The following is a 16,485-nucleotide window of genomic DNA, read 5'->3' as shown; positions in this document are numbered from 1 at the left end:
GATGGGGGAATGGCGATTCGATCCATTCGATCGCTAGCCGCTGAGTAAGGGGGCCTTTGTCCATTCGCTAACCAACCGTCTACTTCTCATTTAGTGGGAGTTTTCCCTCTACTCGTGGGCGATTGAGCCACTTCTGGCTGAGTTAGTGGGAGTTTTCCCTCTATTGCGTGCAATTGGGCTGCTTTGGGCTGCAATAGTGGGAGTTTTCCCTCTATTGCGTGCTAATTGGGCTGCTTTGGGCTGCAATAGTGGGAGTTTTCCCTCTATTCCGTGCTAATTGGGCTGCTTTGGGCTGCAATAGTGGGAGTTTTCCCTCTATTGCGTGCTAATTGGGCTGCTTTGGGCTGCAATAGTGGGAGTTTTCCCTCTATTCCGTGCTAATTGGGCTGCTTTGGGCTGCAATAGTGGGAGTTTTCCCTCTATTTAGCTCGCGGCTGCGACTAGCGGCTAGATCAAAGGGATTTTTCCCTTTGATCTAGGCACCAGGCACGCTCGCGGCGGAATTCAGGGGCGATTTCGCCTCCCCGGCCGCCTGAGCAGTAACAAAAGGGAGGCCTCAGCGGCCCCCCTCCAGCATCTTACACCAGCTCCGCCCGGATTGCGGTGATCTCACCCCGGCGCAGGGCCTCGGCCTCCGCACCGCGCAGCAGCGCCCCGTCAGCCTGACGGCTGCTTCCGTCGCTGTAGGTCAGCGTAAGCTGCCCGATGACCGCCCGCTCTGCGCCATAAGTATCGGCCCGGCGCGGGTTATGGTAGGTCACTTCCGTCCCTCCCAGGAAGGTAAACATCAGCTCATCCAGCTCATTAAACAGCCAGCCCGGCAAGGCCGGTGCCAGCTCCAGCGTCAGCTCGCCGTCCTCATACGCAAACATACGGCTGCCCGCCATCATGGTTCTCCACATACTCAGGAACTCTGCGGTCGAGCCGCTAAGTCTGGCTACAAAGCCGCGGCCATGAGTCAGCGGGTCCGGATTGCCGCCTGTGCTGATAAAGGAGGAATTCTCCAGCGTGCTGCGGCCGTATACTGCCGGGTCAAGGAACGGGATCAGGGAGGTTCGCATCTCACTGTAGAACTCCTCATACAGCCCCCCTTTCAGGAGCGCCAGCAGATACTTGTAGGACATGTGCAGGAAATTCGACTCCCGCTCCTGCCAGCCCGGAGTGAAGGCCCGGATGCGTCCGATCTCATGTGATTCCGCCTCAAGCGATGCCGATGTCCGGTACATTGAGGTTACCGGATCGAACAGGCCGCTGCCTTTAACCCTGCTGTATATCTCTTTGGCCTGCTCCCGGCTGTCCAGCGTCTTGAGCCAGCGGGCCGGGCCTTCCAGGAAATAAGGGAGTGCTGACGCCTCGAACTCCTCTACTACAGCCTTCGGCAGACCATAGCCGCTGATCACCGGCTTGCCCGCTTCATCGGTTACCGGCTGGTAGCGCACCGCCTCAAAGCGGAAATAAGTCGGCGCCAGTCCGCCGCCCAGCGATACCGCCCGCTCAATCCCTGCATCCACTTTATCCAGGAATGTACCCAGCGCTTCACTGATTACAGCCAGACTTACCTCCGCCTGCTCTCCGTTAATGCCGAAGCGGATGCTTTCCCGGTAAGTCTCGCGTGCTGAAGCAACGGTGTCCCAATAGCCGAACTCATCCAGCCCGCCGGCCAACAGCTTAGTTACTGCCCCCAGCACCCGTTCCAGCAGCAGCGCGATTTCTACGGGCAGCGATACTATACCGCCAGCAGCCCCCAAGCCCGTTAGCAGCTCCTGCGCCCCATGTGATCCTTGTACTCCTTGCACTTCCTGCCATCCCTGCAACTCCAGCGTATCCAGCGTTTCCTGCAACCCTTGCGTTCCTAATGCGCCTTGCTCCTGCAATCCCTGCACCGCCTCCAGCTCCCGTGCCCCTGCCAGCTCCCGCGCGGCCTCTACTTCCGGCACTCCTACGCTCTCCAGCGCCTCCAGCATAAACACCAGCATCCGCTTGAGTTCAAAAGTCTCGCTCATCCCGGAGCCGAACAGGCCCGGCAGGCCGTTCATCGCATCATTCCAGCCCGGCTTGTTGCCCTCCATCTCCACGCCCATGCCGTACGGGTCCAGCGTAGCGAATTTGTTCAGCGCCAGCGAGAGCATTTTGACGAACAGGCTGGTACGGTAGATTTCCCCGGTGCCGCCTTCCGTGCGCAGCCACTGGGTATCGCCGGCCTTGCGGTGCAGCCGGTGCAGCTTCTCCTCATCCTCGAGCAGTGCGCCGTATTGCCGCACCTTCCCGCCGCTGATCACATACTTCTCGCTGCGCGGAAGCACATAGGCAGGGCTGTCATAGAACGTATAGGACTCGTCACCGAACAGCAGCTCTGCCAGCTTATCCGGGAATACCTCCAGATAGCCTTCAACCAGATCCAGATTGTACGTCCAGTGGTCGCTCCAGAAGCCTTCACCGAAGGCGGCCTCGATATTTTGCCGGGACAGGGCCAGCACACCGCTGAGGAATTCCTGCTCATCCGCCTTGAGCTGCACCTGATGATCCGCGATGTAATTAATCAGCTGGCCTGGTGTGAATTTACCTAGACACAGCGCTGCAAGCTCAGCCTGATGATCCGCCGCAGAGCTCTCCACCCACTCTTTAAGCTGCGCAGCATGCTCAGGCAGCACCTCGAAGCTGGTTCCCTGCACGCTGAGCGGATTATAGCCGTCCGCCTGGATCAGGCTGTAGAACATTTTGATGTTAAAGCTGCCGACCTGCGGATGGAAAAACACATCATTCCGCCGGTTCTGGTTCATATCGCGGAAGTTCCCGTTGCCCTGCGAATAGTACTCGGGAGCAAGCGAGAAAAAGTTATAATCCCGCTCCATATCACCGTGCTTGCGTGAATACAGATGCACGACAAAGCCGTCTTTTCCATTGTCAAAAATAAACGGATATCCGCCCCGCAGAAAATTATCGAGATAGGACTGGCGGCAGTATGCGTCAAAAATAGCAGAAGAAGTGCGTGTTGCAATGTCCGCTGTCAGGTTCTCGGTAAGCTCGGCCGCTTCCAGCATTTTGCCGGTGATATATTCATCGCGGCAGAGCCGGCCGGCCTTGCGGTTGATTAGCTCGATGTCACTGACATGCCCGATAATCGTGTTCAGTGTCAGCTTACCGCCGGGAGCCAGTGTCCGCTGAACACCGCTGAAGCCGCAGGGAACCTTATTCACCGGATATTGCGGCTGTGCAAGCAGATCATCAAGCGCAAGACCGGCGAAGCGGTCCGGGTAAGCAAGCGATGTATTCGCCCCGAAAATCACCTCAAAATCAACAACCGGCCGCAGCTGCTCCCCCTCTGCTGTAAAAGACAGGTAGAAATGGCCGTTCTGAATTTCGCTGACCTCCGCACTATCGTTGGTGCTGGAACGCAGCTTATAGAATGGAATGCCATGCTCCAGATTGTAGACCTCCATCCAGCTGCGCAGCAGATTGCCCATTTCCTTGTAGGCGCTGTTCGCCGATCCGTAAGGAAGGATCTCCGGCAGACCGTCCAGCAGCTCCAGAGACAGCTCCGCACCGCCTGTATTCTCGATCTCCACCCGCCGCACCAGCGCCGCATAATCATCGTTCGGCAGATTAAAATAATGAACCGTCGTTTTCAGTCCATGTCCGGTATGCTCTTCCTCAATCGTCAGCCCGTTCGGCAGGATCGTCATCCTCCGCTTCACCGCCGGGTCCGGATGCGAGGACTGGAACGGCTCATAAATCTCTGCACGCTCCCCCAGCTTAATAAAGGTGCGGAACCCGGACGATGCCACGTTCTTGTAGGAGATGCTGGCCGGGGAGAACTCCATGATCGGCGAGTTTTTGTCGCGTACCCCGAAGCCGCATACCCCCTGCCCGCGGTTCACATAGAACGTCCACATCGGGATGCCCTTTAGCCCGGCCAGTCCCGGCAGGAAGCTGGCAAACGGTTTATTTTCATGAAACTGCTCCATTACAAATCGGCCTGAATCAAAATAATAACGGCTCATATCATAACCTCCTGAATTTTGGATGTGCACCTTACGAAATCACATGCGTAGCAATAGAATGCGGCGGCAGCTGGCAAACGGCCAGCTCACTGCCAAGACCAAGCGTTACACTGCGCGCTTCATCACTCTCGTTCATCAGTACAACGGCGATGCTGCCGTCAGGATTGCGGAATGCTGTGGACAGGATGCCGTCAATCGCAGATTCCAGGCCGATCCGCACAGCGCCGGGAGCGATATACTTGCTAAAGTGGCCGATGTAATAATACGAGCTGTTGTAATGAAGCTCATCCGTAACCGTGTCGGCGATAATAGGAGCATCGCAGAAATTGCCCACATGGTTCGGCCCGCCGGTCTCATCAAGCACCAGATTCCAGTCCAGATAGCCTTCCGTCCACGCGTTCAGATCGCCGATCATATTCCGCCCGTAGCGCTCCCCGGTGAACCATTCCCCCAGACGCACGCCGCCCTCCTGGCAGCCCTCCGTGAACAGCACATGCTTATCCGGGAAAAGCTCATGCACCTTCGCCACCTTATCGAACTCCTCGCCGCCGTACCAGTGGATGCCCGTCCCCCACACATACTTCGCCGCTTCCGGATCTGACAAAATAGGGGTGACCCGCTCGATCATAATATCCCGGTTGTGATCCCAGATTACGATGTTTACATCGTCCATACCGGCTTCGTGCAGAGCAGGCCCGAGATGGTTTTTGACAAAATCCCGTTCCTCCTCAGCACTGTACACACAGGAATCCCAGGTCTGCACCGCCGCCGGCTCATTCTGTACCGATACAGCCCAGACCGGAATGCCCTCATTGCGGTAGGCCTCAATAAATTTCGTGTAATAACGCGCCCAGACAGCGGCATATTCCGGCTTCAGCGAACCGCCGTTGTTCATCTCTCCATTTGTTTTCATCCAGGCCGGCGGGCTCCAGGGGGAAGCCAGCATCGTAAAGGGGCCTCCTTTTACCTCCATCGCATCCTTAATCAGCGGCAGCACCCACTGGTGGTCATGGGTTATATCGAACGTAGCCAGCTCCGTATCCTGATCCTGCACATACGTATAATTGCCGAGCGCAAAATCACAGCTGTGAATATGCACACGCCCCATGCTGTAGCCCAGGCCCTCCTCCGGGTGAAAATAGCTGCGGATCACCTCCGCCCGTCTGGCCGGGCTCATCCGCGACAGCGTATAGGCTGCAGCCTCAGTGAAAGCGCCGCCAAAACCAATGATGCTTTGAAACTCCTGCTCCGGTTGAAGCTGTATATCCGCTGTCTGCCCGCTGTCCTTCTGGCCGAATACCAGAGCTTCCCGCCGGCTTAGGCGCTCCCCGGTTTCTTTTGCCGTCAATACCGTTTGTACAGTTACCATCTGAACCCATCTCCTTAAATAAAATATCAAATACAACCTCCATAAAATCGAAACCGGTTTCGATTGTTGCGAAAAAAATATGCGCCCCGGTGAAACGCTGTATTACTCACCAGGCGGCGCACAGGATTCCCGCACAACCACTTCCACGGGCAGCACGATGGCCTCCATTCCGTTCCCCTTGCGGTCAACCGATGCCAGCAGAATTTCTGCGGCACGGATTCCCAGACTCGCCGTATCCTGTCTGACCGTTGTCAATGCAGGCGTCACGTAACGGGCAAGCTCGATATCGTCATACCCCATAACCGAAATGTCACCCGGTACAGACAAGCCGCTGTCCTTAGCCGCCGTCATCGCCCCGAGCGCCAGCATGTCACCGGAAGCAAAAACAGCGGTGGGCCGCTCAGGCAGTGCCAGCAGCTTCTGCATAGCGGAATAGCCGTTCTCCAGCACATAATATTCACCTTCGACAATGTATTCGTCCCGCAGCTCATGCCCGTGACGCTTCATTGCCGCAAGATAGCCCTCCTGGCGCTGATTGCCGGGAACCGTATTCACTCCGCCGGAGATATGGGCGATCCTGCTATGCCCGAGGGAAGTAAGATAGTCCACCGCCAGCATGGCTCCAGCTGTGTTATCCGAACAGACAGTGTGAGACTGCGGGGTCTCATAGTCCAGGATCACCGTAGGAATATTGCTCTCCAGAAGCTCCAGGAAATAAGGATCCTCATAATCCGAGAGGAACACAACAACACCGTCCACGCCATGGATCCGGCAATTCTCCAGATATCCGCTCTGCTTGCCGCCGACATCCTTCGAGATGAACATCAGGGCATAGCCCTTCGCTACTGCTACCTGCTTGAAGCTCTCAATAACCGCACCGAAGAACGGATGGCGGATGCCTGCTCCCGTCCCCTCCACAAACAGCACGCCGAGCGTCCATGACTTCTTGGTGGTCAGTGTGCGGGCATGCGCATTCGGCAGATAGCCCATCTCCCGGGCGGTCCGCAAAATTTCCTCACGGGTCTTCGCACGCACATCGGAATAGTTATTGAACGCCTTCGATACCGTAGTCGGAGAGTAACCGGTTTTTTTGGCGATATCGTAAATGGTAGTCAATCCGGTTCACCTCCAGGGTTTTATGAAAGCCCTTTTTTGTTCACTGCCATTCTAACTTCTTTCGGCAGAGCCGTCCAGCATAAAATATTTTTGTACCGGAGGCAGAAGCGTAACGGCCAGAATAAGCAGGCCCAGGCAGGTGTAGAACACATGAACTACAGAGACTGCATTCATCATGTACGTCTGCACCAGAATCCAGATAATCTGCCCGAAGCCGATGTAGAGGGAAAAAGTCCAGGCAGGATGCAGCTCCTTGAACGGGCCAAGCCCTGCGTACCGCTCCCAGTCCGGCTTTTTCACCAGTCCGTAGAGCACGATGAGCGGCAGAATCCCAAAGATGAGCAGCAGCAGCAGGCCTGGAATCATAAAGCTGTCAAAAGGCGATCTTTCCAGCACAGAGACCGGCATCCCCATCATTTCACCGCTTGGATCAATCAGCAGCATCAATCCGCCCCCGACCGCCCCGATTCCCAGAAAAGCCTGCAGCACATATAGCACAATAACGGCGCCCGGCCTCTTGTTCGTCTGATTCATTATCCGCTTCCCCATTTCCGCATTTTAAGTAGATTTTACATCTTTTTCCTCAATAGTGCCGAGACAGATATCACAAATCCAGGAAAGTTACGCTGTTTCCGCCTTCCGTGTGAATAGGCGCACTTTACGTTATACTGGAGCTACACATTATCTTTTAAAAAATAAATGGAGCGGACAGACGCGGACAGAGCGTCTCTCCTAATATACCTATGACCGATACCAATCAGCCTCTATCCAAGCAATGTGCCTATTGCCGGCAGCATAAGCCGCTCTCCGAATTCCGCAGACGGACGGGCAAACGCTCCAAAGGCCAATCCCGCCGCGGCGCATGCCGGGATTGCCGTAAAATCCGCGGCAGCACCCCAGCCGGCGGGCTGCCGGAGAAGCCTGCACCGGCAGTATCTGCTGCCTCAGCGGCGGCTAAGAAAACGGCGCCGGCAGGCCACGCGGCTGCTGTGTCAACTGTGAGGCAGGCGGCTGAAGCTGTTTCTGCAAGCCGTACGGCACAACATTCAGACTCTGCCGTTCGGCCCACCGCCAAGGCTGCGCCTGGAGGCGGAGCTGCGCAGCACGGGCCCAAGACTGCCCAGCCAAAACCGCAGCCGCATTCCCGTCCGGAGCGCGCCAAGGACGGCAAATCCCCAGCTGCATCTGCAGGGGAACGCGCCCGCCCGCGGCCGCGGGCAGGCGAGCAGCGGCGTAAGCCTCCAGTGACAGGATGGCCGAAGCCGGAGCCCGAGGATTATTCTGCACTTATCCCTTCATACAAGGGGATGATTCTGATGCGCGGCCACAGTGACAAAGGGCGGCGCTGGCACCAGGAGATTGACCTGGAACTGGCCGTTACGCTCGTCCGCGAGCATGCTGCTGTTGTGGTCAACCGCCGTACCATCCGCCGCCTGTACAGCAACAAGGATTTCCGCAGGCTGATCCTGACCAGAGACAATTACACCTGTCATTTCTGCGGCCTGTACGGGGACACCATTGATCATCTGCTGCCGCGCGCCAAGGGCGGCCATACGACTCCGGACAACTGCGTCTGCGCCTGCAATCTGTGCAATCAGACCAAGGCGGACAAGGATGTGGAGGAATTTATGCGGGGCTGAAGTGGAGTCCGGGACGACAGACGGGCGAGACCGGGCGGCGTGCCGGGGCAAGACAAGCTGCCAAGCCCAGGGACCGGCCGTGCAATAAAAAAGCACCCGCTGTATCCTGCCGTGCCCGAGGGCACTGCAGGATACAGCAGGTGCTAAATGCAACGCTTATTAAGATGTGCGGGCATACTTGGAGCCTGTTGATCATAAACCAGCTGTCTGCAGCCTTGCAATGTAGGACTGCATCCTCAGCCTGTGATCTTTTTGACCCGCCCGACCTGCCCGTCAGCCAGCCGCACCTTAATACCATGCGGGTGACGCGGTGAATTGGTTAATATATCTTTTACCGTACCATGTGTGAGCTTGCCTGTAGCCTGATCCTGCTTCAGCACAATATCCACCTCAAGTCCGGGACGGATGTCCGCTCTAACCTGTCCGTTCATCATAAGCCTCCTTTCGTAAGTTGCCGTGAAGCCAGGCTGTGAATTGGGGCTCTATCTGACTAGTTGGATTTTCGGCAACTAATTCTAACATTTTCCGATATTTTTGCTCATTAGTTAGAAAAATGTCACCTATTTCAGACCATTAATCCTATTATGGGCCAAAACAGCAGAATTAGATGTCCTTTTTCTAACTATTTTTCTCTAGCCAAGCTTTAACCTGACAATAGGTGCCGATTTTCCACTTAATATTTTCAGCGACAACCTAGATAATAGCTCTACATAATTACATCAGCATAGTCCGCGATGAAGCCGGACTTACCGCCAAGGATATGGAGGAGACAGCTATGGCCTTCGGAATCAACAGAGAAGAACTGAACCAGTGGAAAGCGGCGGTCCAGCGGGGGGAGATCGCTTTTCTCACCCATTACTGGATCGATCCCCGGTTTCCCGGTATTACCACCGTAACCAAGGTAGGCTGCAGCGACCTCCCCCGCCTCCGCCGCTGGTGCGAGCAGAACGGCCTTCCCGCGCAATATATCCATAACCGCCGCCCCTTCCCCCACTTCGATCTTCTCGGACCGAAGCAGCCGGAAATTCTCCGGCGGGAGGGGATGTGGGAGCAGCTGGAGCGTTTCCGCATGCTGTAAGCCTCTATAACAGCTAACCGTTATATGCAGCAAGTCCGGGCGCTCAGCCCTTCTTATTTCTTAGATCCTTCATAATCTGCCGGCCGGTCGGCGTCTGGGCCAGTCCGCCCCCGGCAGTCTCACGGTGCTTCTCCGGCATGGCTGAGCCGACCTCAAGCATCACCTTGATTACTTCGTCAGAAGGAATCACGCTGCGCACGCCTGCCAGCGCCATATCCGCTGCAGCCAGTGCAGTGACAGCCCCGAAGCCGTTACGCACAATGCAGGGAATCTCGACAAGCCCGCCTACCGGATCACAGATCAGGCCGAGCGTATTTTTGAGCGCCAGTCCTACGGCATGAACCGCCTGGACCGGTGTTCCGCCGCGCAGCTCCGTAAGTGCTCCTGCAGCCATACCGATTGCTGAACCAACCTCAGCCTGGCAGCCGCCCTCCGCACCGGACACAAAGGAGTTATTAGCAATCACATAGCCGATTGCCCCTGCCGCGAACAGCCCTGAAACCATATAATCATCATCCCAGCCAAAACGCTCCTGGCAGCTGAGAAAGACTCCCGGAATAATCCCGCAGGAGCCTGCCGTCGGTGTAGCAATAATCCGTCCCATGGAGGCATTCACTTCCGATACCGCCAGTGCATAGGCCATTGCCTGCCCGGCCGGTCCGCCCAGTAACGGCTCAGCCGCTGTGTTATACGCGCCCACCCGCTGGGCATCGAGGCCTGTCAGACCGCTGCGCGAGGTCGTATCCTGAGTCATTCCGCGTTGTACCGCTTCTTTCATGACCCCGTAATACTCCTTCATCGTAGCAAATTCCTGGCTCTGCGGACGCCCCGATTCCCCGCTCTGCTCCTCCAGCATCAGCGCGCCTATGCCGAGTCCCCGTTCCTCACATAATACAGCCAGCTGGCTCAGTGTTTGAAAATTCATGTTGTGCTTTCCTTCCCTTTCTGTTCTTGCTTAACTCCGTTCAAGTCCACCACTTTGACCGATTTGACGGCTGCGAGGGCCTGCAGCTCCTGCAGCAGTTCCCCCGTCGCCGGCTCATCCAGCTCCAGCACGGTGAGCGCTGCACCGCTGCGGTTTTTGCGGTCAAGCGACATATGACCGATATTAAACTGTCCTCTGCGCATGACGTCCGTAACACTGGCCAGCACGCCGAGATAATCCATATGATTAATCAGCACGGTTGGATACATCCCCGTCAGCTTGACTCCGAAGCCGTCGATATCCACAATTTCAATATTTCCGCCGCCGATTGAAATCCCTGTCAGCGTCAGTTCCGTACCGGTGTCCCGGCCGACAAGACGGAGCCTGACCGTGTTCGGATGGGGGAACAGGCCTGTTCCCTGCCGGAAGGAAATGTCCATCCCCGCTTCAGCGGCCAGTTCGACCGAATCCGGCAGCCTGTGGTCATCCGTGGCAAAATCCAGCAGTCCGCCGGCAATAGCCCGGTCCGTCCCGTGCCCCTGATAAGTGGCGGCAAATGAGCCGAAGAAAATAACCTCCGCCTCACGCGGCATCTCGCCCAGCACCTGACGGGCAGCACGGCCAATCCGCGCGGCACCGGCTGTATGGGAGCTCGAAGGTCCGACCATCGCCGGGCCGATTATTGAGAATACATCCTTGAAGCGCATTGCTCTGATCACCCGCTATCAAATTTAGCTATATTAATTGCCTATACATTATACTGCACGAATGCCGAACCTACACTATTACATTCATTGTTATCTAATGGCTGCCTCTTCAACAGAAAGCAACAGATTATGTATTTTGCGAAAAAAGCACAATGCCGTCCCGTTCCTCCCAGCCGGTTCCCGACCAGAAGCTGCGTCCCAGTCCATTCCCCTCAATTACCATTAGATGGCATTTCGCTATACCGGCATCACGAAGTGCTGAAAGCGCACGCGACACCATTTCACGGCCGGCCCCCTTCCCGCGGCATGCTGCACTTACAGCAACATGATACATATATCCTCTGCGGCCGTCATGGCCGCACAATACGGTACCGGCCAGCGTGCCGTCTTCCGCCTCGCATACCTGGCTCAATCCCGGATTCCGCCCGAGAAATTGCAGGATTCCTTCCCTGGAATCGGCGCTGCTAAGACCCATACCGGCCGTATTTTCCCACAGCCTGCCGGCTGCGTCATAATCCTCTGCTATCATTGCGCGGTAACGCATACTCTTTTTCCGCCCCTCTATGGATTAATTCAGTTACAGCAACAGCCTAACCGCCGGCCGCTCTCCCGGCTCATGCCGCGGAAGCGCACCCTTTTCTGGGCGGATGCATAGAAATATACAAAACAGACAGCATGCAAGGAGGAGTACCGAGCGATGAATCCAACTTATCCCTTCTACGGGGAACAGACGGTATGCCGCATTCAAAAAATAGCCTTCCCCCCTCAGCATCAAGACCGCCAGCCCGGACTGGAAAGCCTGATGAACCCCCTTCCGATCAGCGAAGATCGGGAAATCTGCGGCAGCGGCAGACTGAGGGGCAGGGTTGCCCTGATCAGCGGCGGAGACAGCGGGATCGGCAGGGCGGCGGCTATCGCCTTTGCCAAGGAAGGCGCAGATGTGGCCATTGCTTATCTCTATGAAGCTTCAGATGCCGCAGACACTGCCCGGCGGATAGAACAGCTCGGCCGGCGCTGCCTGCGGATCGAGACGGATCTGCGGTACAGGAAAAACAGCTTCCAGGCGGTGGAGCAGACTGTACAGACCTTCGGCAGACTCGATATTCTGGTCAACAATCTTGCAGTGCAGTATCCGCAGCGCAGCCTGCTGGATATTACGGAGGAGCAGCTGTACCAGACCTTTCAGACTAACATTTTCCCGTACTTTTTCATGAGCCAGGCTGCACTTCCTCATCTGAAAAAAGGCTCCTCCATCATCAATACCGCCTCCATTACCGCTTACCAGGGCAATAAGGAGCTGATTGATTATTCCTCAACGAAGGGTGCTGTCGTCTCCTTCACCCGCTCTCTTGCCCTGTCGCTCGCCGATACCGGAATCCGTGTCAACAGTGTCGCTCCAGGTCCGGTGTGGACCCCGCTTATCCCTTCCAGCTACTCCGCAGCCGAAGTCAGCGTGTTCGGGACGGATACCCCGCTCGGGCGGGCTGCACAGCCCTATGAGCTCGCAGGCGCTTATGTCTATCTGGCCAGCCCGGACTCCGCCTACGTCACAGGCACCTGCATCCATGTTAATGGAGGAGATATGGTCACAGGCTGATCCTCAAACCCGAAAGGACGTTTTCAGATGAACAAAATCAAAGAGTATGATCTGCCCTCCGTGAGGCTGAAGGCAGGCTTGTACGCCCTGTCCAAGCTGTCTGCCGCCGGCCTGACCTTTATGCTTGTGTCGCTTGTGCTGCTTGGACTGCCGCATCATAACGGAGTGCCGGAAGGCTGGCCGGTTTCAGTGCCATATGCCGTGTATGCTTACGGTCTGCCTGCTGCGCTGATTGCAGACGCCCTGCTGTCCATGTTCCGTTCTTCCAGACTCGGACCGTCGCTTGTACTATATGCAGCCGCCGGATTCGGCGCCGGCCTGTGGCTGGCCTCCGAGCAGGGAGGAGACACGCAGACCTGCGGCCTCTACGGAATCGTCATCCTGCTGCTGTTCAGGCTAGCCCAGCTGGCCGGCGAGCGGTACCCGCTGCTGCTGCCCGTGTTCGCCCTGTTCGTTCCGCTGCTGTGTCTTGTTTTGTTATAGGCACAATATATTAGGCTGAACCCCCGGCTGTCAGTACCGGAGATAAGCCGGCTGAGCGTAATATGAACAGGTTATGGGCGGGGGTTCTAGGCACGAATTATGGTCTGCTTGCACATGAGTTACAGCGCGGCTACTATAGCGCCTCAATAATATCTCCGGCGACCAGTGCCGAAGGATGATTCCGTGCGCCGGCCGCCCGCTCGCCGGCCAGCCCGTGCAGATACACCCCGAAGGCTGCCGCCTGAACGGCATCCAGACTCTGGGCGAGCAGGCCGGCTATCATTCCTGTCAGCACATCGCCCGCTCCGCCCGTGCCCATCCCGGGATGGCCTGTGGCGTTAACATAGATCTCCCCTTGAGGTGAAGCAATTACAGTGTGTGAACCCTTAAGGACAAGGATTACGCCGTGCTTTACAGCATAATTCCGGGCAAGACCGATCCGGTCACGCTGGACCTCCGCCGTGGATACGCCCGCGAGCCGGGCCATTTCCCCCGGATGAGGGGTCAGAATAACCGGCCGCACCGGGCCGGTCCACCCTGTATAATCACATTCAGCCAGGATGTTAAGGGCATCCGCATCCAGCACCAGCGGGCTTTGGACTCCCTCCCACAGCATGCGGAGCCACTCCTTGTCTCCGGTAAACCGGCCCAGTCCGGGTCCTGCGGCGACTACATCACGCTTACTGCTAAGCCGCAGCACCTCGGCAGCCGTTCCCGCATTCCAGGTGCCGTCCTCGCCGCCGCCGGCGGCAGCCAGCATGATCTCCGGGGCGGCACCGATTACATACGGCATCAGCGCCGCGGGCAGCGCCCAGGTCACCAGACCGCAGCCTGCCCGCAGCGCGGCCCGTGCCGCGAGCAGCCCGGCGCCGCTCATGGACAAGCTTCCTGCCGCCAGCAGGACATGGCCGTAGGTGCCCTTGTGCCCTTCGGGCGAGCGGCGGCGCGACACGTCGATACCGAGACGTGTCTGCAGCACTTCCGGGGTCAGCAGGCTGGCCTGTACCCCGGCCTCACGGGCCAGAGCGGCAGGGATGCCGATGGAGCGGACCACGACCCTCCCGGCCGCCTCCGCGCCGGGATACTGCACCAGCCCGCGCTTGAGCAGCGCGAGGCAGACCGTCACCGCTGCATGAATGCACGGCTCATGCAGCTCCCCCGTGTCCGCGTCCAGCCCGCTGGGGATGTCCGCGGACACCACCGGCTTGCCGCTGGCGTTCGCCGCGGCAATCAGGGCCGCATAGGCACCGCGCGGCGCTCCCGCGCTTCCGGTGCCGAGCAGTGCATCGACGATGCCGGTGCACCCGGCAAAGTCGATGGCGTCCCGGCCGTGCACAGCGGCCGGAATCCCCAGCGCCGCAGCAGCGCTCCGCTGCATGGCGGCTTCACCGGCCAGCGTCTCCGGCGCGGCCGCGTAGACCAGCGTGACGGCGATGCCCGCCTCACGCAGGTGCCGGGCGGCGGCGAGGCCGTCGCCGCCGTTGTTGCCTTTGCCGGCGAGGATCAGCCAATGCTCGGCGGCGGCAGTGTCCAGGGTCAGCGCCCGGTCTCCGCTGACCCGGAAATCACGCGGCGGCTGCGCACCGCCGCTTCCGCTTCCTCCAACACCTGCATCCCAGCTTCCTCCAACACCTGCATTCCAGCTTACGCCAACACCTGCATTCCCGCTTACGCCAACGCCTGCATTCACGCTTCCGCCAACACCTGCATTCACGCTTCCGCCAACGCCTGCATTCCAGCTTCCGCCAATACCTGCATTCCCGCTTCCTCCAACACCTGCATTCCAGCTTCCGCCAACACCTGCGCCTCCGCTTCCGCCAACGCCTGCATTCACGCTTCCGCCGGCGCCTGCGTTCCAGCCGCCGTTAACATAGGCGGCACTGGCTTCAATACCGCCAACACCGTTACCCGCCGGACCAAGGTTCGGCTCACCATCAATAGTGCTCCTCCCGTAGCCGCCGGTCCTGCATACAATGTCACTCTCCATGCTCTGCCCGTACCCGTCCGCTCTGCCGCCGTACCATCCGGGCCCGCAGCTGTACTGCCTGCTCCGGCAGAAGGCAATTACCTCCTCGGCAATCGCCCGTCCGGCATTCTCCATCAGCGCAATTGCCGGAATACCGAGCTTCTCTATCGTCATACGGTCCAACCGCCGCATCTCCTCTGCAGTAACCAAATCCATAATATGTTCCAGCTCCTTTCAGCTTCAAATGATGAACATCACCAGGCCGTAACATCAGAGAAGGCTTAGACTTGCGGCCGCTGCCCGATCTAATATAAGTAGCTTTACTCTACTTGAATGCTACTTGAATGCTACTTAAATGGAAATTCTCCACCTATTTCCCGCATAAGCTTTCTTCTCAAGACATTAGTTGGAAAAAGTCCGCCTAATGGTTTCAAATTAGCTCCACAGACGAGTTTTAGCCTGAATTAGTCTGCCTTTTTCCGCCTAATTGCCGAAAGAGGTAACAAGACAAGGGATTAGCTGCTGAAAATCCAACTATATTGCTTGAACTTGAAATTTTTGAATTGAATTCAGCAGCTCAGATTTTTAGGCTCACTCTACATAAATTAGCGCAGAACCGCATCATTCACCCGCAAACCAGCCCTCCTTTTCCTTCCAGCCCCGCCGCTCTCCTCCGCCATCCGGCAACAGCCGCTCCTTACAAAGGTATTCCTGCCCTGTTTACCGGCACCGGCAGCACTCCCGGCTAATCACTGTATTAATCCAAAAGCCGGTATGGATGCCGCATCTCCCGGCCGGACCGCACCACGCAGGCATACAAAAAAAAGGCAAGACTCACAGCATCATATGCAATAAGTCTTACCCCTCTCCGCCTGGAAATAATCCCCTATGGCCCGGATCAGAACTGCAACTGCTGCTGCAGCCCTGCAACGCTTCTATGTCCGTTAATAGGCTACAGTAAACCGTTCCCGACTGAAGTTGCCTTCCTCCAGCTCATCAACGACCGCTACCGCCAGATCCTCTACACTGATGCTGCTCTCCCCGTTCTCGTCCGTAATCAGCCGGTCGAGGCCGATCCGGAACATGCCGGTCCGGCGGCCGGCAATGACGGCGGCCGGAGGGCTGATATAGGTATAATCCAGCGATGAGCTTCTGTAAACCTCATACGCGTGCGCATGGGCTGCCGCCAGCGGGCGGAGCTCCTCCGGAAAGTCCGCCGTATCCATCAGCCACTCGCCGGATTCTGTCTTCAGGCTGCCGGCACCGCCTACAATAATCAGGCGCTCCACACCCGACTGCCGGAGACCGCCGATCAGCGAATCTGCTGCTCTGAGCAGATCATCCTCCCGGCCCGGGTCCGGCCCGTAAGCGCTGATAATCTCCCCGTGGCCGGCTACCGCCGCGGCAACGGATGCCGCATCAAGCGCGTCCACCTGAACTACCTTCAGGCGTTCATGCTCAAGCATAACAGTCTCCGTGCTGCGGACGGCTGCGGTTACTTCATGCTTTCTTTTTAATGCCTCCTGTACAATTGCTTTTCCAATCGTTCCTGATGCTCCGATTACCACTACATCCATCTTATTCCCTCACCTTCCGCCAGCCT

At 57.4% G+C, this 16,485-nt stretch carries 14 protein-coding genes; 4 read left to right on the top strand and 10 right to left on the bottom strand.

The annotated features are described in order from the left end of the window. Nucleotides 1–578: 578 nt before the first annotated feature. The 4 genes from R70331_RS31960 to R70331_RS01885 all read right to left on the bottom strand — a co-directional run bounded on the left by R70331_RS31960 (nt 579) and on the right by R70331_RS01885 (nt 7,020). Nucleotides 579–4,001, bottom strand: coding sequence for a hypothetical protein (locus R70331_RS31960; protein WP_042172399.1), 3,423 nt, complete (start codon nt 3,999–4,001; stop codon nt 579–581). A gap of 31 nt (nt 4,002–4,032) precedes the next feature. Continuing rightward, entirely contained in the window at nt 4,033–5,370 is a 1,338-nt protein-coding gene (locus R70331_RS01895) for a glycoside hydrolase family 30 protein (RefSeq protein ID WP_042172397.1), read from the bottom strand. A gap of 102 nt (nt 5,371–5,472) precedes the next feature. Beyond that, complete coding sequence (locus R70331_RS01890; RefSeq protein WP_042172395.1) at nt 5,473–6,486, bottom strand: LacI family DNA-binding transcriptional regulator; 1,014 nt, start codon at nt 6,484–6,486, stop codon at nt 5,473–5,475. A gap of 51 nt (nt 6,487–6,537) precedes the next feature. Further along, nucleotides 6,538–7,020 (bottom strand): hypothetical protein, encoded by a 483-nt coding sequence (locus R70331_RS01885; protein ID WP_231576387.1) that lies wholly within the window; start codon nt 7,018–7,020, stop codon nt 6,538–6,540. 209 nt (nt 7,021–7,229) lie between these two features. Here R70331_RS01885 and R70331_RS01880 point away from each other — a divergent pair, with 209 nt between their 5' ends. Then, nucleotides 7,230–8,126: an HNH endonuclease gene (locus R70331_RS01880; RefSeq protein ID WP_042172390.1), complete on the top strand. Its 897-nt coding sequence runs from the start codon at nt 7,230–7,232 to the stop codon at nt 8,124–8,126. Nucleotides 8,127–8,362: 236 nt separating this feature from the next. Here R70331_RS01880 and R70331_RS01875 read toward each other — a convergent pair whose 3' ends face one another. Next, nucleotides 8,363–8,557, bottom strand: a complete 195-nt coding sequence (locus R70331_RS01875) for a YwbE family protein (protein ID WP_039869328.1) — start codon at nt 8,555–8,557, stop codon at nt 8,363–8,365. A 344-nt stretch (nt 8,558–8,901) separates the two neighbouring features. On the opposite strand from R70331_RS01875, the gene R70331_RS01870 reads away from it, so the two are divergent. After that, complete coding sequence (locus tag R70331_RS01870; protein ID WP_042172388.1) at nt 8,902–9,204, top strand: hypothetical protein; 303 nt, start codon at nt 8,902–8,904, stop codon at nt 9,202–9,204. A 43-nt stretch (nt 9,205–9,247) separates the two neighbouring features. Here the strand turns inward: R70331_RS01870 and sdaAA are convergent, their stop codons facing one another. From sdaAA to R70331_RS01855, 3 genes are all read right to left on the bottom strand, one after another. Further along, nucleotides 9,248–10,129: an L-serine ammonia-lyase, iron-sulfur-dependent, subunit alpha gene (gene sdaAA, locus R70331_RS01865; protein WP_042172385.1), complete on the bottom strand. Its 882-nt coding sequence runs from the start codon at nt 10,127–10,129 to the stop codon at nt 9,248–9,250. Next, nucleotides 10,126–10,836 carry an L-serine ammonia-lyase, iron-sulfur-dependent subunit beta gene (gene sdaAB / locus R70331_RS01860; protein ID WP_042172382.1) on the bottom strand — a complete coding sequence of 237 codons (711 nt, stop codon included), beginning with the start codon at nt 10,834–10,836 and terminating at the stop codon, nt 10,126–10,128. The genes sdaAA and sdaAB overlap by 4 nt, the downstream gene beginning before the upstream one ends. Nucleotides 10,837–10,963: 127 nt before the next feature. Beyond that, nucleotides 10,964–11,380 (bottom strand): GNAT family N-acetyltransferase, encoded by a 417-nt coding sequence (locus R70331_RS01855; RefSeq protein WP_042172380.1) that lies wholly within the window; start codon nt 11,378–11,380, stop codon nt 10,964–10,966. 153 nt (nt 11,381–11,533) lie between these two features. Here R70331_RS01855 and R70331_RS01850 point away from each other — a divergent pair, with 153 nt between their 5' ends. Both R70331_RS01850 and R70331_RS01845 read left to right on the top strand, forming a co-directional pair. Beyond that, a complete protein-coding gene (locus R70331_RS01850) occupies nt 11,534–12,433 on the top strand; it encodes an SDR family oxidoreductase (RefSeq protein ID WP_042172378.1) in 900 nt (299 codons plus the stop codon). Nucleotides 12,434–12,460: 27 nt separating this feature from the next. Then, complete coding sequence (locus R70331_RS01845; RefSeq protein ID WP_042172376.1) at nt 12,461–12,916, top strand: hypothetical protein; 456 nt, start codon at nt 12,461–12,463, stop codon at nt 12,914–12,916. A gap of 133 nt (nt 12,917–13,049) precedes the next feature. Here R70331_RS01845 and R70331_RS01840 read toward each other — a convergent pair whose 3' ends face one another. Further along, nucleotides 13,050–15,098 (bottom strand): bifunctional ADP-dependent NAD(P)H-hydrate dehydratase/NAD(P)H-hydrate epimerase, encoded by a 2,049-nt coding sequence (locus tag R70331_RS01840; protein WP_042172374.1) that lies wholly within the window; start codon nt 15,096–15,098, stop codon nt 13,050–13,052. Between the two features lie 728 nt (nt 15,099–15,826). After that, on the bottom strand, nt 15,827–16,459 hold the full coding sequence (locus R70331_RS01835) for an NAD(P)-dependent oxidoreductase (protein WP_042172372.1): 633 nt from the start codon (nt 16,457–16,459) through the stop codon (nt 15,827–15,829). Between the last annotated feature and the right edge of the window lie 26 nt (nt 16,460–16,485).

This window comes from Paenibacillus sp. FSL R7-0331, assembly GCF_000758645.1.
Taxonomy (GTDB): domain Bacteria; phylum Bacillota; class Bacilli; order Paenibacillales; family Paenibacillaceae; genus Paenibacillus_AQ; species Paenibacillus_AQ camerounensis.
This window is presented reverse-complemented; position numbering and strand designations above follow the sequence as displayed.

Excerpts from the sequence above, each read along its gene's own strand:
- R70331_RS01850 (WP_042172378.1), top strand. The coding sequence starts at position 11,534 with ATGAATCCAACTTATCCCTTCTACGGGGAACAGACGGTATGCCGCATT.
- R70331_RS01880 (WP_042172390.1), top strand. The coding sequence starts at position 7,230 with ATGACCGATACCAATCAGCCTCTATCCAAGCAATGTGCCTATTGCCGG.
- R70331_RS01835 (WP_042172372.1), bottom strand. The coding sequence starts at position 16,459 with ATGGATGTAGTGGTAATCGGAGCATCAGGAACGATTGGAAAAGCAATT.
- R70331_RS01885 (WP_231576387.1), bottom strand. The coding sequence starts at position 7,020 with ATGAATCAGACGAACAAGAGGCCGGGCGCCGTTATTGTGCTATATGTG.
- R70331_RS31960 (WP_042172399.1), bottom strand. The coding sequence starts at position 4,001 with ATGAGCCGTTATTATTTTGATTCAGGCCGATTTGTAATGGAGCAGTTT.
- R70331_RS01875 (WP_039869328.1), bottom strand. The coding sequence starts at position 8,557 with ATGAACGGACAGGTTAGAGCGGACATCCGTCCCGGACTTGAGGTGGAT.
- R70331_RS01870 (WP_042172388.1), top strand. The coding sequence starts at position 8,902 with ATGGCCTTCGGAATCAACAGAGAAGAACTGAACCAGTGGAAAGCGGCG.
- sdaAA (WP_042172385.1), bottom strand. The coding sequence starts at position 10,129 with ATGAATTTTCAAACACTGAGCCAGCTGGCTGTATTATGTGAGGAACGG.
- R70331_RS01855 (WP_042172380.1), bottom strand. The coding sequence starts at position 11,380 with ATGCGTTACCGCGCAATGATAGCAGAGGATTATGACGCAGCCGGCAGG.
- R70331_RS01845 (WP_042172376.1), top strand. The coding sequence starts at position 12,461 with ATGAACAAAATCAAAGAGTATGATCTGCCCTCCGTGAGGCTGAAGGCA.
- R70331_RS01895 (WP_042172397.1), bottom strand. The coding sequence starts at position 5,370 with ATGGTAACTGTACAAACGGTATTGACGGCAAAAGAAACCGGGGAGCGC.
- sdaAB (WP_042172382.1), bottom strand. The coding sequence starts at position 10,836 with ATGCGCTTCAAGGATGTATTCTCAATAATCGGCCCGGCGATGGTCGGA.
- R70331_RS01840 (WP_042172374.1), bottom strand. The coding sequence starts at position 15,098 with ATGGATTTGGTTACTGCAGAGGAGATGCGGCGGTTGGACCGTATGACG.